Below are 21,445 nucleotides of genomic sequence, written 5' to 3' on the forward strand. Positions count from 1 at the left end.
CGGCCTTGCCGCGCGCCCGCCCGCCCCCGGAGCCCGAGTTCATGGAGTGACGCAGCTGGCCACGGTCAGAGTGATCTTACCGTTGGCGGCGACGTCCTCGTTCTTGCCGGTCCACCTGATCGTGATGACATCCATCACGCTGGTCTCCACGCCCAGCTGGTCGTCGGACTCGAACAGGCAGGAGGAGGCCAGCAGGCCGTCGTCGGTCAGGCCGACCTCCAGCCGCACCTTCTTCCCGGCCGCGACGGTCCCCGACGCGGGGGCGATCTCCACCAGGTCCTGCTCGCTGTCGGCCTTCCACTTCACCGTCCCGGCGTTCACCGAGAAGGTGACGACCCCGGCGCCGTCCGCGAGCTCGATCGCCTGCGGCTTGACCGACAGCACCGGCCGGACGGCCGGCGCCGGCTTCTTGACGCTCGGTTTCACGCTCGGCCGCTCCACGGGCCTGCTGACCGGCTGGGTACGGCGCTGCGTCGGCGACGCCTTGGGCTTCGACGTGGGCTTCGCCGCGGGCGCCGCGCTGCGCTTCTCCGGCGACGGCGACACCGACGGCACCGGCTTGGTCAGCTGCGGCACGGCCACGGGCAGCTTGGCCCCGCTGGTCTCGATCGCCAGGCCCGACGGGTGGTAGTCCCGCGCCGACAGCCCGCGCCAGGCCAGCGAGACGATCAGCAGCGCCGCGGCGCCGAGCGCGACCACCCGGACCGGGCGGGGCCGGCGTTCCCTGCGCTGCTTGGCCCGTGCCCTGGTGCCCTGCCGGGACAGCTTGCCGCGCGAGGAGACGTTCTCGTCCCACACCTCGGCGGTCGCGGCTTCGGAGCGTTCCCGCACAGCGGCGGGGACCCTGGCGGTGATGCGCCGGTCCCAGATCTCCTCCACGGGCGCCAGGTCGTCGTCCAGGGCCCGCCGGGGGGCGGGGATGCCGTGCACGTTGGCGCGCGGGCGGCGGGTCCGCAGCGGCGTGGCGTCGTCCCGCGACCGGTCGGGCAGCCGGGGCGCGGGCCGGTTCTCCCAGACCCTGTCGTCCCACGGACGCGGCGCCGCGCGGCCCTCCCGCGCCTCCTCCGGCAGGCGGGGGGCGGGAGGGCGACGCTCCTCCCAGGCGTCTTCCGTTGGGTGTGGGCCGGAAGGACCGGAGGGTCGGTGGCCGTCGTCGGCATCGGTGTCGGCGTAGTAGTCCTCGTAGACGGGCGCGCCGAGGGGCATCGAGCGCGGCCGTCCCCGCGAGTCCCGGAACGTGGGCTCCGGCACGTGGTGCCCGTTGACGCGCGGGATCGCGTTCAGGAGCGGCGTGTCGTCCCGAGCGGCCGAGGCCTCATAAGCCTCATAAGCGTCGCGATCGACATAAGCGTTATGGGCACCATAGGAGTCACGGGCGCCGTTGGAGGCCTCCCGAGCGGCATAGGAGTCACGAGCGCCGTTGGCGGCGTCACGAGCGGCATAGGCGTCACGGGCGCCGTTGGCGGCGTCACGAGCGGCATAGGCGTCACGAGCGGCATAGGAGTCACGGGCGCCATTGGCGGCCTCACGAGCGGCGTAGGCGTCGCGCGCCCGGTGGGCCGCCCTGGTCCGGTGTCCCAGCGCGTCCTGGCCGTCGCGCGCCTCGTAGGCGTCGTACGCGTCCGGCTGGAGCGGGTAGTCGTGCTGGCTCCACCGGATCTCCACGCTCTCCGGCCGGGCCGGTTCCTCGATCCTGGACCTGGCCAGGTCGTCCAACTCGGCGATCGGCAGCCGGGCCAGCAGGGCCGGCACCGAGACGGTCAGGTTGGCCGCCCTGGCACAGGTGGCGCAGGTCAGCACGTGCGTCTTGAGCCGGCTGCGCAGCTCCCGGCGCGGCGAGTCCAGCCAGTCCAGCGCGATCGGCTCCCCCACCCCGCACACCGACCGGCCGGTCTGGGCCAGCCGTACACAGGTCACGAAGGACTCGACCAGGTCCTGGGCGCCCAGGGCGAGGCGAGCCGCCTCGTCCGTGGGCACCCCGAGCACCAGACCCACCGCGGGCACCGAGAGCCCGTGCCGGTGGATGAGCTCCAGGACCTCCCGCTCGCGCCGCCCGAGCGCGCCCATGGCGTTGGCGGTCAGCTCGGTGTCGTCGCCGTGCGGGGTGGCGCCGATCGGGGGGAAGGGGGCGGTGGTGAAGCCGCCGTAGTGGGGCTGGGCCATGCAGTGCACCCGGGCTATGGCGTACAGCCAGGAGCGGAGGTGCTCGTGGCCGGGGTAGAGGTCCTGGTGCACCACCGCCAGCGCGAAGGTGTTGCGCACCGCGTTGATGGTGGCGAGCTTGTCGCCGAGCCAGAGGGAACAGTAGTCGTAGAGGCTCCGCCCGTGGTCGGAGATGAGGTCTTCAGCCGCGGGTAACCGCATGATGGGGGCCTTCGGCGGAGCGGCTTCCGACGGGTCCTGCGGTGCTCGGCTTACCATTCCCTTTGTCTCCCGGAAGAGGTCGACCGAAAAGAGGTCGAACGTGGTCGTTATCGGGAGCCCGATACCGACATGGCCGGCGGCGCGGAGCCGTCGGCGGCGACGACCGTGACCTTCAGCGCCCTGCGCAGCCGGTCCAGCCGTTCGTGACATTCCCTGCGATTGCGGCCGGTGACGACGGCGAGCCCGATCCGCGCGGTGTGCCCGTCGGGGGACGGGTCCACGGCGCTGCCCGGCGCGACGTCCAGCACCAGCCGTTCCAGCCAGGCGGCCCGCCCGACCTGGTCGCTCAGCTGGGCGCCCAGCTCCAGCCGGGAGACCTTGCCCGGGGCGGGCGCGCTGAGGTAGGTGACGGCGGCCACCCGGTGGTGGCGCTGCGGCGTGACGGTGCTCGGCGCGCCGCAGGCGATCATGGTTTCGGCGGTGGCCAGGTCGGCCCCGGTGGCCAGGTAGACCAGCCGGGTGACCAGGTCGTGCAGCCCGGCGTTGACCGCCATCACGCACGGCCCCGCCGGGGTGAGCCGCATGCTCACCTGGCTGGCCCCGTCCTGCACGCCGAGCGCGCGCAGGCTCACGTTGGCGGCGTGCCGGATGGTCTGGTCGTCCAGCAGCGGGTCGGCGGCGTCCACCAGGTGGCCCAGGTCGGCCGCGCTGGGGGTGAAGTCCACCATGGTGCGGACGATGCTGACCAGCTGGGTGACCCCGCCGGCGGTCAGGCAGATCGCGACGATCTCCTGCCCGTCCAGGCGCTGCTCCACCAGCACGCCGCGCCGGCTGCCCAGGGCGGGCGAGGCCGAGGCCGCCCCCGCCGTGGCGGCGAAGCCGGTGATCAGCCGGCCGTGGTCCTCGGCCAGCCGGGCCGGGAAGCCGGTGGTCTTGAGCCGGGGCTTGAGCACGACCGGGTAGCCGAGCGCCTGGGCCGCCTCCTCGGCCTCGCCGAGGTCGACCGCGAGCGCCGAGCGCGGCACCGCGCAGCCGGAGGCCTCGACCAGGGTACGGGTGACCGCCCGGTCCCGGCTGGCGGTGGCGGCGGTCCTGCCGTACCCGGGCAGCCGGAGCCGGTCGGCGACGGCCGCCGCGGCGGCGAAGTGCCGGTCCTCCCAGCAGATGACCCCGTTGACGGGTTCCGGGTGGGCGGCGACGGCGGCGGCCAGGGTGGCCGCGGTCATCCCCGGCACCCACTTGTGGCCCACCAGGTACGGCCGCTGCCACGCGGCGGGGGCGGACCGGTCGAAGGCCACCACCCGGATCCCGGCCTCGTGCAGCCGGCGGAAGAGGTGCTCGCGGCCGGTCCTGTCGGCCTGGCCGCCGCCGATCATCGCGACCAGCGGGCCGGCCTCCGGCACCGCGCGAACGGTCCTGCGGTGCGGCCACGGACGGCGCACCGGAGTCGGCACGGGCTCGGCGTCATCGGCGTCTGAATACGGAAAGGCAAGGTTCACAGCGGCCACCGTTCTACTCGGCGGGAATTGCATCGGGAATATGAAGTAAACGTCTCTAGATAAGATTCGAGAAGCTCTCTAGATAAGTTCCTGATTTAGTTTTCCGACTGCCTGGCGCCCTTCCCACTCACCGTCCGGCGACCGTCTCCCCGAGCACGCCAGGCAATCAATGCGATGGTCAGGCCCTTGACACGTGGTTGTCAAGGGCAGGATAAGAACATTTCTGATACCCCCTCAGCCCCTGACAGAATTGGTTTGTCAGTAAGCTGACAAGAGTCAAGTTCTGCGACCTCTCGCGTGCCATTTATGTGAACTTTCATCGAACCCCTAGCGTGATTCGAGTTCGCCTGTCTATGCTCCCGACTCAAAGAATTGAATCTTGTCAAGGACGCCGTCGAGAAGAAATAGCAGGTCATGAACATTGATCCGTGAGGATCACCAGTGCCCCGCCCCGAGCACCGCCTAGAACCCCAGTTCCACGCGGGCCGCGCGCCCGCCGACCCGAAGGAGCGGCATGCGCCGCAACCCGTTTCCCGGCACCGGACCCGATCGTCCGCGACCCTCGGCCTTCCCCGGCCATCTGGTGACCACGCCGCCGTACCCCACTCCCCCGCAGCCCGCCCCCGCCCCCGACCCGTACGCCGACGACCCGCCTGAGGCGGTCACCGGGCAGCGTCCCGTCCAGGGCCGGCACGCCCGCCCGATGCCGGTGGGGGTGCAGCCATGGCAAGGGTGGCTGCCCTCCGAGGAGGCCGACACCGACGTGCTCCCGGCCGTCGGCAGGTCCATCCCCGCACCCCGCCGCCCGGTGCCCCTGTCAGCCCCGGTGGCCGACGCGGACATCGCCTACGAGATGCACCTGCGGCTGCGCACGGCGGCGGCCGGTCTGGAGAACCGGTCCCGCGAGACGCTCTCGCCGGACATGGTGGCGGCCGTCCGCGAGCTCAGGCAGCAGACCATGCAGCTGATGTCCGCCCTGGAGGCGGCCATCGAGAACCACGGCGGCGTCCTGTGGCCGGGACCGGCACGGCGGGCACAGCGATGATCATCTCAATGAGCCCAGGGGCCACCACCGAGGACATCGCCTCCGTCGTCGACACCGTGACCGCCCGCGGCTGCGAGGCGTATGTCAGCCAGGGCGTCAGCCGTACCATCATCGCCCTGTCCGGAGCGGTCGAGCAGATCGGCTCGCTCGACCTGCGGGGGGTCGCCGAGGTGCGGCGGGTGTCCGCGCCGTACAAGCTGGTGAGCCGGGAGGGGCACGCCGAGCGGTCCACCGTCTGGGTCGGGCCGGTGCCGATCGGGCCCGGCACGGTGACGCTGATCGCGGGGCCGTGCGCGGTCGAGTCCCCGCAGCAGACGCTGGAGGCCGCCCAGATGGCCAGGGCTGCCGGGGCGGTGTTGCTGCGCGGCGGCGCGTTCAAGCCGCGCACCTCGCCCTACGCGTTCCAGGGGCTCGGCGAGGCCGGGCTGAAGATCCTGGCCGAGGTGGGGGCCGAGACCGGCATGCCGGTGGTCACCGAGGTGGTGGACGCCCGCGACGTCGACCTGGTCGCCTCCTACGCCGACATGCTGCAGGTCGGGGCACGCAACACGCAGAACTTCACGCTGCTGCGCGCGGTCGGCCGGTCCGGCCGCCCGGTGCTGCTCAAGCGCGGCATGAGCGGCACGATCGAGGACTGGCTGCTGTCCGCCGAGTACATCGCCCAGCAGGGCAACCTGCGGGTGGTGCTGTGCGAGCGCGGGATCAGGACCTTCGAGACCGCCACCAGGAACACCCTGGACATCTCGGCGGTGCCGGTGGCGCAGCGACTGTCCCACCTGCCGGTGCTGGTGGACCCGTCGCACTCGGGCGGCCACCGCGACCTGGTGCTGCCGCTGTCGCGGGCGGCCATCGCGGTCGGCGCGGACGGGATCATCGTGGACGTGCACCCCCGCCCCTCGCAGGCGCTCTGCGACGGCGCGCAGGCGCTGGTCCACGACGATCTGTGCGAGCTGGCCGAGACGGTGACCGCCTTCGCCCCGCTGGTGAACCGAATCCCCGCGATCTCCCCGTTGACGCTGACCGGGCACGCCGCCCGGGTTCCGGTCGGCGCTTGAGACGACGGCACGCGGGCGCCACTCCCCGGCGCCCGCGGCACTCGGACAGGAGAACCCCGTGACCGCTCTTCCCGCGCAGCGCGGCCGAACCGTTTTGACCCTTCTGGTGTGCATGGGCGTGATGGCGCTGTCCATGGCCGACTCGATCGGGGCGACGTTCGCCGTCCCGGTCATGAAGAACACCGCCATCGCGATCGGCCTGGAGCGCACCGACCTGCAATGGGTGATCACCGCGTTCGCGGTGCCGTACGCGGCGCTGCTGCCGACGGCGGGCCGGATCGCCGACCTGGTCGGGCACCGGCGGCTGCTGGTGCTCGGGCTCGGCGCGTTCACCGCGGGCGCGGCCGTGGCGATCACAGTGAACTCCTTCCCGCTGCTGCTGGCGGCGCGCGCGGTGCAGGGCGTGGGCACGGCGGCGATGGTGCCGTCCTCGCTGGCGCTGATGCTGGCCGGGTTCCCGGACGAGCGGCGGGCCGCGGCGATCGGCGCGTGGAGCGCCGCGCCGGGGCTGAGCGGCGCGCTGATGCACGCGGCGGGCGGCTGGCTCGGCGAGGGCCTGGGCTGGCGCTCCTACTTCATGCCGAGCGCGATCGTGGGAGCGCTGCTGCTCTGCGCCGCGCTGGCCCTGCCGCACACCCGCCGGCTGGCCGGGCGGCTGCCCGACCCGTTCGGCACCGCCCTGCTGTTCGGCTCGCTCTCGATGATCGTCTGGGCGATCGTGCAGAGCCCGACCTGGGGCTGGAGCACCCAATTGGCGGCCGCCCTCGGCACCGGTCTGGTGCTGCTGGTGGTGGCCGTCTGGCGGTCCTCGCGGCACCCGGTCCCGGCCATCGAGCTGGCGGTGTGGCGGATCCCGATGTTCGCCCTGGCCGGGCTGCTCTCCATCCTGTACGGCCTGATCGCCTTCCCGATGCTGGTGATGGCGCCGAACTACCTGCGGGACATGTGGCCCGACGATCCGGTCCTGCTGGGGGCGGGCCTGGCCCCGATCTCGCTGGGGGTGCTGGTCTCCGGCCTGATCTCCGGGCAGCTGACCAAGAAGCACGGGCCCCGGCCGGTGATCTACACCGGCGCGCTGCTGGTCACCACGGCCTGCGTCTGGCTGATCACGCAGGGCATGCAGGACGGGCCGCCCCGGCTGCTGGAGGTCTGGCTGCCCTCCAGCGCGGTGTTCGGCCTGGGCCTGGGCGCGCTCAGCACCGCGATCTCGGCGGCGGCCGCGCTGTCCGGCGGACCCGAACGGTACGCGGCGGCGACCGGGGCCAGCCAGTCGGCCCGGCAGGTCGGGGCCGCGCTGGGCGTGGCCCTCACCGCCGTGCTGATGGACCACCCGATCGTGTCGGGGCCGATGCCCGGCTACAGCTCCGCCGTGCTGTCCTGCCTGGCCATGGCGGCGCTGGCGGGCGTGCTCGGGCTGTTCCTGGCCCCGGCCAAGGTCAAGAAGACCCCGCCGCCCCGCGCGGAGCCGGCGGAACCCGCGGAGACCGCCGGGCGGGTGGTCCCGGTGCTCGTCCGCCGCGAACCCCCGCCCCGGCGTCCCGCCCCCGAACCGGCCCCAAGCCCGGCAAGCCCGCCCCAGGTCCCGGTCAAGTCGCTCATCGCGCTCTACGAGGCGGCCGGGCGGGTGGCCGAGGCGGCCGACACCGTGCTCTCGAAGCACGCCATGAACGAGCAGGCGCAGCAGAAATCGCGCCGCAACGCTCACACCAATTGAAGGGAATACCCGATATGAACATCGCGCCGGAAGCGCTCACGCGCATGATCCTCGGCCACGACGGCTCGACCACCCGCATCCTGTCCGCCTTCCTGGGCGAGCCGCTGCGGGTCAGGATCGGCCGGCAGGAGCGTATCCAGGCCGGTCTCGCGCTGGCCGCCGAGGTCCGCGCCCACCTGCGGATCACCGCCGAGCAGACCGTCATCGTCCGCTACTCCGAGCTGGTCAGGGCCAGCGGCCACGCCGTCTCGGTCAACCGGGTGGTCATGATGCCGGACCGGCACCCGGTCATCGAGCGCATCTTCGACGGCGGCGACGTGCCGCTCGGGCGGCTGCTCGACGAGCACGTGCCCGGCCACCACCGGATCCTCCTGCGCGCGGGCACCCGCTGGTTCAACGGGTGGGCGACGGACAGCCGTACCAGCGCGAGCCGCAGTTACGTGATCATGCTCGGGGACACGCCGCTGCTCTACGTCGAGGAGATCTTCAGCCCCCGGATCGTACCGCCGGTCACCGACGCCGACCCCCGCCCGGCCAGGGAACCGGCGCTGCCGTTACACCTGATCCCGCAGTGGCGGGAACCGGTCACCTGAAAACTCGCTTGTCACGGCGCGGTAGGGTGGGTGATCAGGAGGTTCCGATGTCTGAGACCACGGCAGAACCCACCCCGGAACCCGCAGAGGACACAGCCGATATCGCTGTGTCCGAGGGGGACGAGGGGGAGGACGAGCTGAAGCGCAAGTTCCGGGAGGCGCTGGAGCGCAAGCGCCAGACGCAGGCCGACCGGAACGCCAAGGGCGGCGGCAAGGGGTCCTCGAAGATCCACGGCACCCACGGCGTGGTGGGCGGTAAGCGGTCCTTCCGCCGCAAGAGCGGCGGCTGATGACCACCGAGATCACCGGGGTTCCGGGGATCGACGTTCCGGACGGTCGCGGCCGGACCGGCCTCGACCAGGCCGGCCGCGATCTGACGGGCAATCCGCGGGTGCTGGTCCGCGACGTGAAACTGCTCTCCTGCAGCTGGTATGTGTTGCTCAAGACGACCTTCGACTACCAGCACGCCGACGGCCACTGGTCGGTCGAGCACCGGGAGACCTACGACCGGGGCAACGGCGCCACCATGCTGCTCTACGACGCCGAGCGCCGCACGGTCCTGCTCACCCGCCAGTTCCGTTACCCGGTGTACGTGAACGGACACCCGGACGGCATGCTGCTGGAGACCCCGGGGGGCCTGCTCGACGCCGACGACGCCGAGACCGCGGTCCGCCGCGAGGTTGAAGAGGAGACCGGTTACACCATCGGAGCTATCGAACACGTTTTCGATGTGTTCATGAGTCCTGGCTCCGTGACCGAATGTGTGCACTTCTACGCGGCGCCATACCAGGCGGAATCGCGCCTGGCGGCCGGGGGCGGGGTGGCCGAGGAGGGCGAGGACATCGAGGTTGTCGAGCTTCCCTTCGCCGAGGCGCTGGCCATGATCAGGCGCGGTGAGATCGCCGACGCTAAGACGATCATGCTGCTGCAGTGGGCGGCGCTGGAGGGCCCCTTCCGCTCTGCGTGATCGAGGCGCACACTGGAAAGTGAGCATCCGCGAAAAGGACATTACGGACGAAATCGCATGGGAAAGCACATGGGAAATCGCACCGAACGACTCGTTTCAGGCCAACCACCGGCAGCGGTTCCGCTGCTGTCCAAGGGAAAGCACCGCAATCCGCGCAAGGGTGCGTGCTTCATGGAGTTCGTGTCCTACCTGGCCGGAGAGAAGTGGAGCGACCACCCGTCCTGTACGCATCCGCTGCTGGCCGGTCTGGCCCGGCTGGTCAACGACCACACCACCGATGAGAACCGGCAGCTGCTCGCGCCGCTCATCCCGTCGGTGATCGGGCTCACCGGCGACGACCCGCGGATCGAGGTGGCGATCGCGCTGCGCTGCGCGACGACCGCGTTGCCCGTGGTGGCCGCCGAGCGGCAGCTGGCGCTCGCGGTGTCCGTACTGGCCGCCGAGCACGTGCTCGGCGAGCTGGAGGGCAGGGCGCCCGGTCTGGAACCGGCCAGCCGCGAGGCGCTTGACCGGGTTCCGGAAGCGGCGCGCTGGGCCCGCGGGTTCCGCGGCGGCGTGCACATCTCGCGCCGGGGTTTCCGCAGGTACGCGGCTCCGAACACGGTCCAGCTCGCGGTCCGGGGCATCGCCCAGGCGTGCATCCAGGATCCGGATCGGCTGCTCAGGGAGCTGCTGACCGGGGCGATCCAGGACTGCGCGGCGGCGGTCAGGACCGAGACGGCGATCCGGGAGGTCGCGCCGGTCAGCTAGAGGACGGCGCAGCCGATCCGGATCGGCACCCGTGCCGACCAGCGGCCGGAGACCAGGTCATGCGCCTGCGCGTACGCGTTGGCGGGCTTGCCGGGGCCTGAGCAGTCGAACAGGCCCGTCTTGCGGCCGAAGCTGCCTCCGGCGAAACCGGCGTGGGCGGAGGCGCCGAGCGTGACGCTGTACGCGACGCGGTTGGTGGCGGAATAGCGCACGAACAGCCGTACCTGGCCGTAGTTGTAATGGCTGCCGTTGATCTTCAGTTTGGGGATGTCGTCGGTCGAGGTGGTCGTGCCGGTGCCGGTCTTGTCGTCGATCTTGGGCTTGATCGTGTACTTCGAGATCCACAGTTTGGCGGCCACCTTGCGGCCCGGGCTGGCGGCGTTGTCGGCCGCGGCCTGGCTGCGCACCCTGGGGTGCACGCAGACGTCGTCGCCGTCGAAGGCCTCGCGCCAGACGTAGCCGGTCAGGCAGGTGTGGGCGCCGTACGCGCCGGAGGTCCAGCGGGTGTGCTTGACGCTGTTGTCCAGGGCGGTCTGGTCGCGGTTGCCGGGGGTGACGCAGACCAGGTCGGAGGGCTTGGCGCCCCGCCAGACGTACCCCTGACGGCAGGTGTCGGGCCCGTAGTCCGCGGCGGCGGCGGCGGAGGTGGCGGGCAGGGTGGCGCCGAATCCGGCGATCGCGACGGCGGCCAGGCCGAGGAGGGTGCGGTTCATGAGGGGGGCTCCAGACGGGCGGATCTGCTGCTCCCCTGTTATGGACCCGGCCGCCTGCACATCTCTTGACTGATACTTGATTCAGGCGGTCTGGAGCCCTGTATAGACGCCGCCGGAGCGCAAAAGTTCCTCGTGGGAGCCCATCTCGGCGATCCGGCCGCCGTCCAGGACCACGATCCGGTCGGCGGTGCGGATCGTGGAGAGCCGGTGGGCCACGACCAGCACGGTCCGGCCCGCGACCAGCCGGGCCAGGGCCTGCTGGATGAGCGCCTCCGAGCGGGTGTCGAGCGCCGAGGTGGCCTCGTCCAGGATCAGCACCCGGGGATCGCGGATCAGCGCGCGGGCGATGGCCAGCCGCTGCTTCTGGCCGCCGGACAGGCGCGCGCCGCGCTCCCCCACGACCGTGTCGAGGCCGCCGGGCAGGCGGTCCACGAACTCGGTGGCGTTGGCGTCCCGCAACGCCTGGCGCACGACCTCGTCGGGGACCTCGGGCATGCCGTAGGTGACGTTCTCCCGGATGCTGCCCTCGAACAGGATCGACTCCTGCGGCACGACCGAGACGAACCTGCGGTAGCTGCGCAGGTCGAGGGCCTCCATGTCGCGGCCGTCCAGCAGGATCCGGCCGCCGGTGGGCCGCAGGAAGCCGATGACCAGGTTGAGCACGGTCGACTTGCCCGCCCCCGACGCGCCGACCAGGGCGACCGTCTCCCCGGGCACGACGCTCAGGTCGAGGCCGGCCACGGCGACGCGCCCGGTCTCGTACGCGAACGAGACGTTCTCGAAGTCGAGCCGCCCCGACACGGGCGCCACCTCGGCCTTGCCGGCGTTCTGCTCCAGGTCGGGTTCCTGCAGGACCTCGCCGATGGACCGGACCGACTCCAGGCCCTTGGCGATGATCGGGGATAGGCTCATGAGCGTGGTCACCGAGGCGGTCAGCGTGGTGAAGAAGGTGCTCAGCATGACCACGTCGCCGGGGGTCAGGGCGAACACCTCGTAGTAGGAGATCAGCGCGGCCCCGGCCAGGCAGGCCACGCCGAGCACGTTCAGCAGGATCCAGGCCAGCGCGCCGAACCTGCCGTTGACCAGGTCCAGCTTGAGGCCGGTACGGAGCACCTTGGTCAGGGTGCCGTCGACCCGGTGCAGCGCGTCCTTCTCCAGGCCGTGCGCGCGGGTGATCGGGATGAGGTGCGTCATCTCGGTCACCCGCGAGGACAGCAGCTCCACCTCCTGGCGGAAGCTCTCGTTGTTGGAGCGCAGCCGGTCGCGCATCCTCATCACCAGCACGGCCGCGGCGGGCACCACCACCAGGAACACCGGCAGCGCGGCCGGCACCCGGACGGCGATCACGGTGATCCCGCCCGCCATCGTGACCAGCGCGGCCAGGCCCATGTCCGCGGCCTGCTGGGTCATCTGCTCGACGCCCTCCACGTCCCGGATCACCTTGGTCTGGAGCACGGCCGCGCTGACCCGGGAGTGGTAGCCGATGGACAGTTCCTGCATCCGGCGGCACAGGGCCGAGCGCAGGCCGGTCCCCACCCGCCGGATGGCGCCGCTGAGGGCGCGCACGTAGAGCAGGTGGAACGGATAGTTGAGGATCAGCAGCAGGCAGAGCACCCCGGCGTTGACCCAGAGTTCGCCGACCGGGCGATGCTCCACCAGCACGTTGACGATGTTGGCGGTGACCAGCGGGAGCAGCCAGGTAGGGCTGTGCTTCACGATGAACGCGAGCACCGCCCCCAGCAGCCGCCGCCGGTGGTCGCGGTAGAGGTAGGCGAGGGTACGGACCGGATGTTCTCCCCTATACCGGTGTTCGAGCTCGCCCACATATCCCCCCGGGTGAAAAGACCTACAAACAACGTAGATCTTCCCCTATGTGCGTTTCGAGTGGATTACAGGGTGCTGTACAGGACCTTCCAGGCCTGCGCGTACAGGCAGTTGATCGACGGCTTGCTGTGCTTGGCCTCGCTGCAGACCTTGAGTTCGACCAGGGCGACGCGCTTGTCGGTGAAGGTGAAGGACTTGGCCGACTTGTACGTGCAGTCGCGGATCGTCCGGTGCTTGAACGGGAGCGAGCCGTCGGCCTTCATGTAGGTGATGCGGAACACCGCGTACCCGCAGGTGCTGCTCTTGGTCAGGTCGTACGCCTTGCCGGTGACCTTCACGGTCGCCAGCGGGGGGATGGTCTCCTTGTTCAGGTTGGTGGCGAGCAGGGCGCCCTTGGCGTACGCCTTCTTGCCGGGCGAGTAGCGGTCCCAGCTCTTGCGGGCCTTGTAAAGCGTGGCATCGCCCGTCTTGGAGGCGACGGGGGAGGGAGCGGCTAGGGCTGGAGCGGCGGGTAAGAAGAGGATCGCAGCTGCGATCAGACCGGCGAGTGCGCGCATGGCACGTTCCTTTCACGCGATTGCGCCTAGAATCCAGCACCTTGAGGGCTTTGCGCCAGGTCTCCCTCGGAAATACGTTTCTTCCGGCGTACCATCCGGCCATGGACGTCATTCACCCCCAGCGAGTGGCGTGGGACACGGCCCGGGTCTTCGTGGCCGCGACCACGGCGGACGCGTACTGGTGGCTCAGCGAGATGGTGGGGAACCACCTGGGCGTGATGTACCAGTTGAAGCTGGCGGAGACCCGGCTGCGGCTGCTGACCGAGGACGCGTCGATCGCCGAGTCGGGCATGTGGCGGGTGCGGCTGCAGGACGTCATGGCCGAGCGGCCGGAGCTCGCGCGCGTGCTCATCGACCTCACCCGGGAGACCGCGGCGCGCCTGCCGTGACTACCGTGGACACATGATCAGAACGTTGCGGGCGGAGGACCTGCCCGCGGTCACCGCGATCTACGCGCACTACGTGACCGAGAGCGTCGCCACGTTCGACGAGGTGCCGCCGAGTCAGGAGGCCTGGCGGGCGAAGGCCGAGGACATCGAGATCCGTGGCCTGCCGTTCCTGGTCGCCGAGGTGGACGGGGTGGTGGTGGGGTACGCGTACGCGGCGGCGTACCGGCCTAAACCGGCTTACCGGCACACGGTGGAGGACACGATCTATCTGGCTCCGGGGTGTACCGGGCAGGGGATCGGGCGGGCGCTGCTCAAGGAGCTGCTGGGGCTGGCGGCTCAGGCGGGGGCGCGGCAGATGATCGCCGTGATCGCCGACAGCGGGCCGGAGTCGGCGGCGACGCTGGCGTTGCACGCGTCGGAGGGGTTCACGGAGGCCGGGCGGTTGCGGCATGTGGGGTTCAAGCAGGGGCGCTGGCTGGACACGGTGTTACTGCAGCGTGCGCTCTGACCGGTCTACGCTGGGCGGATGCGCGCGGTGGTTTATGACGGTTTCGGGATGTCGCCGGAGGTTCGGGAAGTGGCGGAGCCAGGGCCGCCGCCCTGGGGTTTGGTGATCCGAGTCGAGGCGACCGGGTTGTGCCGGAGCGACTGGCACGGCTGGCAGGGCCACGACGCCGATATCCAGAAATTTCCGCATATTCCGGGGCATGAGTTCTCGGGGGTCGTCGCGGAGGTCGGAGCCGGGGTGCGGCACTGGGCGCCCGGTGACCGGGTCATGGCGCCGTTCGTCTGCGCGTGCGGGTCGTGTTCGGACTGCGCGAGAGGTGACCAGCAGGTCTGTGCGTACCAGACCCAGCCGGGGTTCACGCACTGGGGCTCCTTCGCCGGATATGTCGCGATTAATCACGCCGATGTGAACCTGATCCGGCTGCCCGAGGGCATGTCCTTCGCCGCCGCAGCCAGCCTCGGCTGCCGCTTCGCCACCGCGTTCCGCGCGGTCACCGCCCGCGCGTCGGTACGGCCCGGCGAATGGGTCGCCGTCTACGGCTGCGGCGGCGTCGGCCTGTCCGCGGTCATGATCGCGGCGGCCGCCGGGGCTCAGGTGATCGCGATCGACACCTCGCCGGACGCCCTGGCGCTGGCCCGGCGTTTCGGCGCGGCCGAAAGCCTGCTCGCCGGGGCCGGTGATCTGACCGGCCAGATCGTGGAGCTGACCGCCGGAGGGGCGCACGTGGCGATGGACGCGCTGGGCGACCCCGGTACCTGTGCCCAGTCCATCCAGAGCCTGCGGCGGCGCGGGCGGCACGTCCAGATCGGGCTGCTTCCCCGGGGGGCCGAGCTGCCGATGGGGCGGGTCATCGCGTACGAGCTGGATCTGCTGGGCAGTCACGGCATGCCCGCGCACGCGTACCCGCCGATGCTGGAGCTGATCGCGGCGGGCCGGCTCACGCCGGAGGCGCTGATCACCAGGACGATCTCCCTGGACGAGGCGGTCCCCGCCCTGGTCGGCGGCTCCACGCCGGGGGTCACGATGATCGACCCCTGGCGTCACAGCGACGTGTAGAGCTCCCGGGTGCGTTCGGCGATGCGCGGCCAGGAGAAGTGATCGATCGCGCGGCGGCGGCCCTGCCGGCCCATGTCGTCGGCCAGGCCGGGGTCGGACAGCAGCGCGTTGACCCGGGACGCGATCGCGACCGCGAAGGCCTCCCGGTCGTATGGCTCGCCGTCGGGGCCCTGCTCGATCGGGACCAGCAGACCCGTTTCCTGGTCGGCGACGACCTCGGGGATGCCGCCGGTGGCGGTGGCCACGACCGCCGTCTCGCAGGCCATCGCCTCCAGGTTGACGATGCCCATCGGCTCGTAGACCGACGGGCAGACGAAGACCGTGGCGTGGGTGAGGATCTCGATGACCTCGGGGCGGGGCAGCATCTCGGAGATCCAGATGACACCCTTGCGGGTGGCGGAGAGCTCCTCGACCAGCGCGGTCACCTCGGTGGCGATCTCCGGGGTGTCGGGGGCTCCCGCGCAGAGCACGAGCTGGGCGGCGGGGTCGAAGGAGTGCGCCGCGCGGAGCAGGTGGGCCAGGCCCTTCTGGCGGGTGATCCGGCCCACGAACACGACGTACGGCCGGGCGGGGTCGATGCCGTGGCGGGCGAGGGCGGCGGCGCCGGGGGCGGGGGCGTACTCGCCGGTGTCGATCCCGTTGTGAATCACCGTCACCCTTTCGGGCGAAATTTCGGGATATGCGGTGAGGACGTCGGCGCGCATGCCCTCCGAGACCGCGATGATCGCGTCGGCGGACGCCAGGGCGGTGCGTTCGGCCCAGGAGGAGAGGGTGTAGCCGCCGCCGAGCTGCTCGGCCTTCCAGGGGCGGAGGGGTTCCAGGCTGTGGGTGGTGACGACGTGCGGCAGGCCGTACAACATCTTGGCGACGTGGCCGGCGAAGTTGGCATACCAGGTGTGGCTGTGCACGAGGTCGGCGCCCAGGCAGCCCGCCGCCATCTCCAGGTCCACGCCGAGCACCTGCAGGGCCGGATTGGCCGACTCCAGGCCGCCCGGGATGCGGTAGGCGGTGGCGTCCTCGCGCGGCCCGCCGAAGCAGCGGACCCGCACGTCCAGCAGGCGGCGCAGCTCGCGCGCCAGGTACTCCACGTGGACTCCGGCGCCCCCGTAAACCTCGGGCGGGTACTCGCGGCTGAGCAGATCGACACGCATATGCTCACCCTAGTGTTTGCGACCCTTTTGACGGGTTAAGGTCATGGCCATGAGGGTGCTCGCAGTCGTGCTCGCCGGTGGCGAAGGCAAACGTTTGATGCCGCTCACCGCTGACCGGGCCAAGCCGGCCGTGCCGTTCGGGGGGATCTACCGCCTGGTCGACTTCGTGCTGTCCAACCTGGCCAACGGGCACTATCTGAAGATCGTCGTGCTGACCCAGTACAAGAACCACAGCCTGGACCGGCACATCTCGCGGACCTGGCGGCTGTCGGCGATGCTCGGCAACTACGTCACCCCGGTGCCCGCCCAGCAGCGGCTCGGCCCGCGCTGGTTCGCCGGCTCCGCCGACGCGCTGTTCCAGAACCTGAACCTGATCTACGACGAGCTGCCCGACCACGTGATCGTGTTCGGCGCCGACCACATCTACCGGATGGACCCCCGGCAGATGGTCGACCAGCACATCGACTCCGGCGCCGACGTCACCGTCGCCGCGATCCGGCAGCCGCTGGCCCTGGCCGACCAGTTCGGCGTGATCGAGACCGACCCCACCGGCCGCCGCGTGGTCGCCTTCCGCGAGAAGCCCACCGACGCGGTCGGCCTGCCCGACGCGCCCGACCAGGTCTACGCGTCGATGGGCAACTACGTCTTCAAGACCCAGTCCATGATCGAGGCGCTCCGCGAGGACGCCATGGACCCCGCCAGCAAGCACGACCTCGGCGGCAACATCATCCCCATGATGGTCAAGGCGGGCGGCGCCGAGGTCTACGACTTCGCCCACAACGTCGTCCCCGGCTCCACCGAACGCGACCGCGGCTACTGGCGCGACGTCGGCACCCTGGACGCCTACTACGACGCCCACATGGACCTGATCTCCGCCCACCCCGTCTTCAACCTCTACAACGACCGCTGGCCCATCTACACCGGCCACGACCCCCTACCGCCCGCCAAGTTCGTCCACAACGACGGCGACCGCATCGGCCACGCCATCGACTCCCTCGTCTCCGCCGGGGTGATCGTCTCGGGAGGCACGGCCCTGCGCTCGATCCTCTCCCCCGGCGTCATCCTGCACTCCCACTCCCAGGTCGAGGACTCGGTCCTGATGGGCTGCGTCAAGGTCGGCCGCGGCGCCATCGTCCGCCGCGCCATCATCGACAAGAACGTCATCATCCCCGACGGCGCCCGCATCGGCTTCGACCTGGAAGAGGACCGCAAACGCTTCGCCGTCACCCGCGGCGGCATCGTCGTCATCGGCAAAAACGAAATCCTCGACCGCTGACGCTCGGGCCCCACCCGTGATCGCCGGGCGCGCCCGGTGGGCTAGGCGCTCATGGTGGCAGGAGGCCGACTGCGGCTTTGGCCGTGCGTACCTGAGAATCCGCAGCGTTTACTGGCTCTGCCGGTCTGGCGGAAGTCCTGCCGGCGGCTGGGCGCCCTCCCGAGGCTGGGGTTCTGCTCCCCGCAGGGCGTCCCGCAGCTGGCCGCGAGATGTGATGCCGAGCTTGGGAAAGATCCGGTAGAGGTGGGTGCTGATGGTCCGGTGGGACAGGTAGAGCTGCTGGCCGATCTCGCGGTTGGAAAGGCCCGCCCCGGCCAGCCGGGCGATCTGCAGTTCCTGGGCGGTGAGGTTGTCGGTGGTCGACGGCGCGCGCCGGTCGCTGGCCTCGCCGGACGCGCGCAGCTCCTGGCGCGCCCGCTCGCCCCAGGCCAGCAGGCCGAGGGCGTCGAAGGAGTCACGGGCGGTGCGCAACGAGACGCGCGCCTCGCGGACGCGCCGCTGGCGGCGCAGCCAGACGCCGTGGGTCCGTGACAGGCGCGCCCGTGCCGTCGGCCAGCGGGACAGGTCGGCGTTCAGGGCGTTCTGGTAGAGCGCCTCGGCGTCGCCGTCCTCGGCGAGCAGCGCCCGCGCATGGCGCATCCCCACGTGCAGGAGCGGGGCGGGGGTCTGGGCCGCCACGTCCTCCAGTTCCGGCATCAACGCTCTGACGGTCGCCAGGTGGCCGTCGGCGACCGCGGCCTCGGCCAGCTCGCTGACCAGCCAGAGGCGATAGATGTGGTGATAGGCGGCGTCGCGGGGGTCGAAGACCCGCCACAGGTGGCCGAAGGCTTCCGCGTAGTTGCCGGCGCATAGCGAGATCATGCCTTTGGCCTGCTGCAGCAGCGCCAGGTTCGAGCTGGTGGCGACCATGCCGAGCACCTGCTCCCCCGCCGCGGCCAGGGCGAAGCCCAGCTCCTCCTGCCCGCGCAGTCCGGCCAGGAGCGCGAGCCCGGCATGGGCGGCCGACTGCCAGCGCGGCTGTGCGGTCTCGCGGGCCAGGCGCTCGCTTTCCTCCGTGACGAGCTTGGCTGTCGCCCAGTCCCCGCAGAAGATAAGCGTCCACACCTGCGACCCCAGGGCCTGGGCGAGCAGGCCGAGCCTGCCCTGCGCGCGCAGGTCGGCGATCGACGCGTCCAGGAAGCCCTCGGCCAGGTCGAAGGCTCCCACGGTGGTCGCGGCCACGCCCAGGATCCTGGCCATCGCCCCGTCCAGGCGGGTGTCGCGCAGCCTGGCCAGGCGTTCCATGACGTCCGCCCCGCGTTCCACGGGGCTGGCCGTGGCCAGGGTGAGCACCAGTTCGGGGTCGTCCTCGGTGGCCGCGAGCCGCTCGGCCAGGGTGACGACGTGCTGGCGGACCTCCCAGCCCGGGTCGGCCCACCAGCAGCGCAGGGCCGCCGCCCGGACGAAGTTCAGGGCGAGCGCGCGATCGCCCGCCGCCTCAAGGGTCTCCACCGTGGAGATCAGCCGGCGTACCCGCGCGGGCCCTTCATTGCGCCCTTCCTCCAGCACCTCGCTCAGCCAGACGAGTCTGGCCCGTTGCGGCGCCCCCAGGACGGCCGGCTCCACCTGGCCGAGCAGGTCGGCGACCAGGTCGCCGCGGCCCAGCTCGAAGGCGAGCTCGGCGGCGCGCAGCAGGCGTTCGGCGCGGACCGCGGCGTCCTCGCTGATCCCGGCCGAGCGCTGCAGGGCCGTCACCGCCACCGTGATCGCGCCGCGCCGCCGCGCCCTGACGGCCACGCCCTCCAGCTCAGCCGCCACGGACTCGTCCGGGTGGCTGATCGCCGCCGCCCGGTGCCAGGCCCGGCGGTCGGGGTCCCGGGCGTGTACGTCGGCGAGCGCGGCGTGGGCCGCCATGCGCGCGCCGTGTCCGGATTTCTGGTAGATCGCCGAGCGTACGAGCGGATGGCGGAAGCGGATGGCTCCCTCGTGGAACTCCACGAGTCCGGCCTCGGCGGCCGGGGCCAGCGCCGCTAGTGTCATCCCGCCGCCGGTCATGGCGGCGGCCGCGACCAGCGCGTCGGCCAGATCGTGGCCGTCGTCCGCGGCCGCGACCAGCAGTAACGACCGTGTCTCCGGCGGCAGCTCGGCCAGCCGTACGGCGAAGGCGCGCTCCAGCCGGGCGGTCAGCGGGAGGAACTCGGCTTTGGCCACGGGCCGTTCCGCGCCCAGCGCGAGCGGCAGTTCGACCAGCGCGAGCGGGTTGCCCGCCGCCTCGGCCAGGACGCGCCAGCGCATGCCGACGCTGAGCTTGGGAGTCTGGACGTCCAGGAGCGCTTCGGCCGCCGCGGGGTCCAGCCCGCTCAGCGGCAGCTCGGCGAGCCCGCAGTCGTCGAGGCTGGTGGGGTAGCCGTCGCGGACGGCCAGCAGCAGCACGATGGGCTCGGAGCGCAGCCGCCTGGCCACGAATCCCAGCACGCCCATGCTGGGCCGGTCCAGCCACTGCGCGTCATCGACGACCACCAGCAGCGGCCGGCGCGTGGCCGCTTCGCTGAGGAGGTTGAGGACGGCCAACGCGATCAGGAAGAGCTCTGGGGTGGTCGCCTCGCCCATTCCGAAGGCGCCCAGCAGGGCCTCGCGCTGCCGTACGGGCAGGTCGCCCACGGCGTCGAGCATGGGCAGCAGCATCAGATGCAGCCCGGCGAACGGCAGGTGCGTCTCACTCTGCACCCCGGCCGCGCCCGCCACCGCCACTCCGCGCGCTTCTGCCCTGGCGGTTGCCGCCGCCAGCAGGGCGGACTTGCCGATCCCCGCCGCGCCCCGCACGATCAGCGCGTCTCCACGCTCGCGGATGCGGTCGACGAGTTCCTCGACGGCCGCAACCTCGCGCTCACGCCCGAACAGGGTGATCATCGACACGCTACCGCCCAGGCTTGTCGGTGGTTGCGCTCCCATTGTCGCAGAATTACGTCATATGAAGGAATATCGCCGTCATGTGACGAATGTTCGGCATGGAGGCGCGGCCTAGCGTTCGAGGCGCCCTGTCCCTCGCGCCCCGGAGAGCCTTCATGGTCAAGCCCGTACTGGAACCGGCCGCGAAGGCGTTCGCCGACGCGACCGCGAACCCGCCCTATCTGTACGGCATGCCCACCGCCGAGGGACGCGAGGCCATCGGCGACGCGCAGATTCCGGAAATCGAGATCCCGGGCACCACACGTGAGCGGCCACCCGGGGCGGGGGTGACCATCTTCAGGCCCGTGGGCGTACCCGGCCCGCACTCCGTGATCCTGTTCATCCACGGCCTGGGATGGGTGTTCGGCGACGAGCGCACCCACGGCCGGCTGGCCCGCGAACTGGCCCTCGGCGTCCAGGCGGCCGTGGTGTTCGTCGACTTCAGCCTCTCCCCAGAAGCCCGCTATCCCGTCGCCGTCAACGAGATCCGGGCCGCGCTGGAGTGGGTGCGCGCCCACGGCGCCGCGTACGGCCTGGACGCTGCCAGGATCGCGGTGGCCGGCGATTCGACCGGCGCGACCCTGGCCGCCGCGCTGACCTTCACGCACGGGCGGCACCTCGCCGGGCAGGTCCTGTTCTGCCCGGTCACGGACGCGACCTTCGACACCGGGTCCTACCACGAGTTCGCCGAGGGCTACTTCCTGCGCCGCGACGGCATGCGCTGGTGCTGGGACCAGTACACCACCGACGAGGCGCAGCGCGCCGAGATCACCGCCTCCCCGCTGCGCGCCTCGGTCAAGGAACTGGCCGGGCTGCCGCCCGCGCTCATCATCACCGCCGAGGCCGACGTCCTGCGCGACGAGGGCGAGGCGTACGCCGCCAAGCTCCGCCAGGCGGGCGTGCAGGTCACAGCCGTGCGGTACCAGGGCGTCATCCACGATTTCATCATGCTCAACGCCCTGCGCGCAGCACCGGCCACCGAAGCGGCCATCGCTCAGGCCATCGCCTTCCTGGCGAAGGTTCTCATCCGTCCCTGACCTTCTGGAGAGCCGGGAT

At 71.4% G+C, this 21,445-nt stretch carries 19 protein-coding genes; 12 read left to right on the forward strand and 7 right to left on the reverse strand.

What is annotated here, in order from left to right; all coding sequences use genetic code 11:
* Window positions 1-39: 39 nt before the first annotated feature.
* Window positions 40-2,364, reverse strand: a complete 2,325-nt coding sequence (locus ABGB08_RS42965) for a hypothetical protein (protein WP_347602890.1) — start codon at window positions 2,362-2,364, stop codon at window positions 40-42.
* 107 nt (window positions 2,365-2,471) lie between these two features.
* Window positions 2,472-3,818, reverse strand: a complete 1,347-nt coding sequence (locus ABGB08_RS42970) for a hypothetical protein (RefSeq protein WP_347602893.1) — start codon at window positions 3,816-3,818, stop codon at window positions 2,472-2,474.
* Between the two features lie 559 nt (window positions 3,819-4,377).
* Between ABGB08_RS42970 and ABGB08_RS42975 the strand changes: the two genes are divergently transcribed.
* The 7 genes from ABGB08_RS42975 (at window position 4,378) to ABGB08_RS43005 (ending at window position 9,987) form a co-directional block, all read left to right on the forward strand.
* Window positions 4,378-4,908, forward strand: a complete 531-nt coding sequence (locus ABGB08_RS42975; protein ID WP_347602896.1) for a hypothetical protein — start codon at window positions 4,378-4,380, stop codon at window positions 4,906-4,908.
* Entirely contained in the window at window positions 4,905-5,963 is a 1,059-nt protein-coding gene (aroF, locus tag ABGB08_RS42980; protein WP_347602899.1) for a 3-deoxy-7-phosphoheptulonate synthase, read from the forward strand. Before ABGB08_RS42975 ends, aroF begins: the two co-directional genes overlap by 4 nt.
* Before the next feature lie 58 nt (window positions 5,964-6,021).
* A complete protein-coding gene (locus ABGB08_RS42985) occupies window positions 6,022-7,677 on the forward strand; it encodes an MFS transporter (protein ID WP_347602902.1) in 1,656 nt (551 codons plus the stop codon).
* A 14-nt stretch (window positions 7,678-7,691) separates the two neighbouring features.
* On the forward strand, window positions 7,692-8,270 hold the full coding sequence (locus tag ABGB08_RS42990) for a hypothetical protein (RefSeq protein WP_347602905.1): 579 nt from the start codon (window positions 7,692-7,694) through the stop codon (window positions 8,268-8,270).
* Window positions 8,271-8,317: 47 nt separating this feature from the next.
* Window positions 8,318-8,560, forward strand: a complete 243-nt coding sequence (locus tag ABGB08_RS42995; RefSeq protein ID WP_155347918.1) for a DUF5302 domain-containing protein — start codon at window positions 8,318-8,320, stop codon at window positions 8,558-8,560.
* Entirely contained in the window at window positions 8,560-9,237 is a 678-nt protein-coding gene (locus ABGB08_RS43000; protein WP_347602908.1) for an NUDIX domain-containing protein, read from the forward strand. Before ABGB08_RS42995 ends, ABGB08_RS43000 begins: the two co-directional genes overlap by 1 nt.
* 171 nt (window positions 9,238-9,408) lie before the next feature.
* Window positions 9,409-9,987 (forward strand): hypothetical protein, encoded by a 579-nt coding sequence (locus tag ABGB08_RS43005; RefSeq protein WP_347602911.1) that lies wholly within the window; start codon window positions 9,409-9,411, stop codon window positions 9,985-9,987.
* On the opposite strand, the gene ABGB08_RS43010 is transcribed toward ABGB08_RS43005, so the two are convergent.
* The 3 genes from ABGB08_RS43010 to ABGB08_RS43020 all read right to left on the reverse strand — a co-directional run bounded on the left by ABGB08_RS43010 (window position 9,984) and on the right by ABGB08_RS43020 (window position 13,081).
* Window positions 9,984-10,700: a hypothetical protein gene (locus tag ABGB08_RS43010; protein WP_347602914.1), complete on the reverse strand. Its 717-nt coding sequence runs from the start codon at window positions 10,698-10,700 to the stop codon at window positions 9,984-9,986. The genes ABGB08_RS43005 and ABGB08_RS43010 overlap by 4 nt on opposite strands.
* A gap of 81 nt (window positions 10,701-10,781) precedes the next feature.
* Window positions 10,782-12,524 (reverse strand): ABC transporter ATP-binding protein, encoded by a 1,743-nt coding sequence (locus ABGB08_RS43015; RefSeq protein WP_347602917.1) that lies wholly within the window; start codon window positions 12,522-12,524, stop codon window positions 10,782-10,784.
* Between the two features lie 65 nt (window positions 12,525-12,589).
* Window positions 12,590-13,081: a hypothetical protein gene (locus tag ABGB08_RS43020; protein ID WP_347602920.1), complete on the reverse strand. Its 492-nt coding sequence runs from the start codon at window positions 13,079-13,081 to the stop codon at window positions 12,590-12,592.
* A 101-nt stretch (window positions 13,082-13,182) separates the two neighbouring features.
* Here ABGB08_RS43020 and ABGB08_RS43025 point away from each other — a divergent pair, with 101 nt between their 5' ends.
* Genes ABGB08_RS43025 through ABGB08_RS43035 form a run of 3 tightly spaced genes read left to right on the forward strand, consistent with a single transcriptional unit; the run spans window position 13,183 to window position 15,034 of the window.
* Complete coding sequence (locus ABGB08_RS43025) at window positions 13,183-13,470, forward strand: hypothetical protein (RefSeq protein ID WP_347602923.1); 288 nt, start codon at window positions 13,183-13,185, stop codon at window positions 13,468-13,470.
* 13 nt (window positions 13,471-13,483) lie between these two features.
* A complete protein-coding gene (locus ABGB08_RS43030; RefSeq protein WP_347602926.1) occupies window positions 13,484-13,978 on the forward strand; it encodes an N-acetyltransferase family protein in 495 nt (164 codons plus the stop codon).
* A gap of 18 nt (window positions 13,979-13,996) precedes the next feature.
* Window positions 13,997-15,034 carry a zinc-dependent alcohol dehydrogenase family protein gene (locus tag ABGB08_RS43035; protein ID WP_347602929.1) on the forward strand — a complete coding sequence of 346 codons (1,038 nt, stop codon included), beginning with the start codon at window positions 13,997-13,999 and terminating at the stop codon, window positions 15,032-15,034.
* Here ABGB08_RS43035 and glgA read toward each other — a convergent pair.
* Window positions 15,019-16,185 carry a glycogen synthase gene (gene glgA, locus ABGB08_RS43040; RefSeq protein WP_347602932.1) on the reverse strand — a complete coding sequence of 389 codons (1,167 nt, stop codon included), beginning with the start codon at window positions 16,183-16,185 and terminating at the stop codon, window positions 15,019-15,021. The two genes, ABGB08_RS43035 and glgA, sit on opposite strands and share 16 nt — an antisense overlap.
* A gap of 49 nt (window positions 16,186-16,234) precedes the next feature.
* Here glgA and glgC point away from each other — a divergent pair, with 49 nt between their 5' ends.
* On the forward strand, window positions 16,235-17,461 hold the full coding sequence (gene glgC, locus ABGB08_RS43045; protein WP_218040797.1) for a glucose-1-phosphate adenylyltransferase: 1,227 nt from the start codon (window positions 16,235-16,237) through the stop codon (window positions 17,459-17,461).
* A 108-nt stretch (window positions 17,462-17,569) separates the two neighbouring features.
* Here glgC and ABGB08_RS43050 read toward each other — a convergent pair whose 3' ends face one another.
* Window positions 17,570-20,350, reverse strand: coding sequence for a LuxR family transcriptional regulator (locus ABGB08_RS43050; protein WP_347602935.1), 2,781 nt, complete (start codon window positions 20,348-20,350; stop codon window positions 17,570-17,572).
* 155 nt (window positions 20,351-20,505) lie between these two features.
* Here ABGB08_RS43050 and ABGB08_RS43055 point away from each other — a divergent pair, with 155 nt between their 5' ends.
* On the forward strand, window positions 20,506-21,426 hold the full coding sequence (locus tag ABGB08_RS43055) for an alpha/beta hydrolase (RefSeq protein ID WP_347602938.1): 921 nt from the start codon (window positions 20,506-20,508) through the stop codon (window positions 21,424-21,426).
* The last annotated feature ends 19 nt before the right edge of the window (window positions 21,427-21,445 follow it).

This window comes from Acrocarpospora sp. B8E8 (assembly GCF_039871605.1).
Taxonomy (GTDB): domain Bacteria; phylum Actinomycetota; class Actinomycetes; order Streptosporangiales; family Streptosporangiaceae; genus Acrocarpospora; species Acrocarpospora macrocephala.

What these genes read in the sequence shown, in the direction of transcription:
- aroF (WP_347602899.1), top strand. Translation starts at nt 4,905, where the DNA reads ATGATCATCTCAATGAGCCCAGGGGCCACCACCGAGGACATCGCCTCC.
- ABGB08_RS43055 (WP_347602938.1), top strand. Translation starts at nt 20,506, where the DNA reads ATGGTCAAGCCCGTACTGGAACCGGCCGCGAAGGCGTTCGCCGACGCG.
- glgA (WP_347602932.1), bottom strand. Translation starts at nt 16,185, where the DNA reads ATGCGTGTCGATCTGCTCAGCCGCGAGTACCCGCCCGAGGTTTACGGG.
- ABGB08_RS42965 (WP_347602890.1), bottom strand. Translation starts at nt 2,364, where the DNA reads ATGCGGTTACCCGCGGCTGAAGACCTCATCTCCGACCACGGGCGGAGC.
- ABGB08_RS43020 (WP_347602920.1), bottom strand. Translation starts at nt 13,081, where the DNA reads ATGCGCGCACTCGCCGGTCTGATCGCAGCTGCGATCCTCTTCTTACCC.
- ABGB08_RS43025 (WP_347602923.1), top strand. Translation starts at nt 13,183, where the DNA reads ATGGACGTCATTCACCCCCAGCGAGTGGCGTGGGACACGGCCCGGGTC.
- glgC (WP_218040797.1), top strand. Translation starts at nt 16,235, where the DNA reads ATGAGGGTGCTCGCAGTCGTGCTCGCCGGTGGCGAAGGCAAACGTTTG.
- ABGB08_RS42995 (WP_155347918.1), top strand. Translation starts at nt 8,318, where the DNA reads ATGTCTGAGACCACGGCAGAACCCACCCCGGAACCCGCAGAGGACACA.
- ABGB08_RS43035 (WP_347602929.1), top strand. Translation starts at nt 13,997, where the DNA reads ATGCGCGCGGTGGTTTATGACGGTTTCGGGATGTCGCCGGAGGTTCGG.
- ABGB08_RS43000 (WP_347602908.1), top strand. Translation starts at nt 8,560, where the DNA reads ATGACCACCGAGATCACCGGGGTTCCGGGGATCGACGTTCCGGACGGT.
- ABGB08_RS42990 (WP_347602905.1), top strand. Translation starts at nt 7,692, where the DNA reads ATGAACATCGCGCCGGAAGCGCTCACGCGCATGATCCTCGGCCACGAC.
- ABGB08_RS43005 (WP_347602911.1), top strand. Translation starts at nt 9,409, where the DNA reads ATGGAGTTCGTGTCCTACCTGGCCGGAGAGAAGTGGAGCGACCACCCG.
- ABGB08_RS42975 (WP_347602896.1), top strand. Translation starts at nt 4,378, where the DNA reads ATGCGCCGCAACCCGTTTCCCGGCACCGGACCCGATCGTCCGCGACCC.
- ABGB08_RS43010 (WP_347602914.1), bottom strand. Translation starts at nt 10,700, where the DNA reads ATGAACCGCACCCTCCTCGGCCTGGCCGCCGTCGCGATCGCCGGATTC.
- ABGB08_RS43030 (WP_347602926.1), top strand. Translation starts at nt 13,484, where the DNA reads ATGATCAGAACGTTGCGGGCGGAGGACCTGCCCGCGGTCACCGCGATC.
- ABGB08_RS43050 (WP_347602935.1), bottom strand. Translation starts at nt 20,350, where the DNA reads ATGATCACCCTGTTCGGGCGTGAGCGCGAGGTTGCGGCCGTCGAGGAA.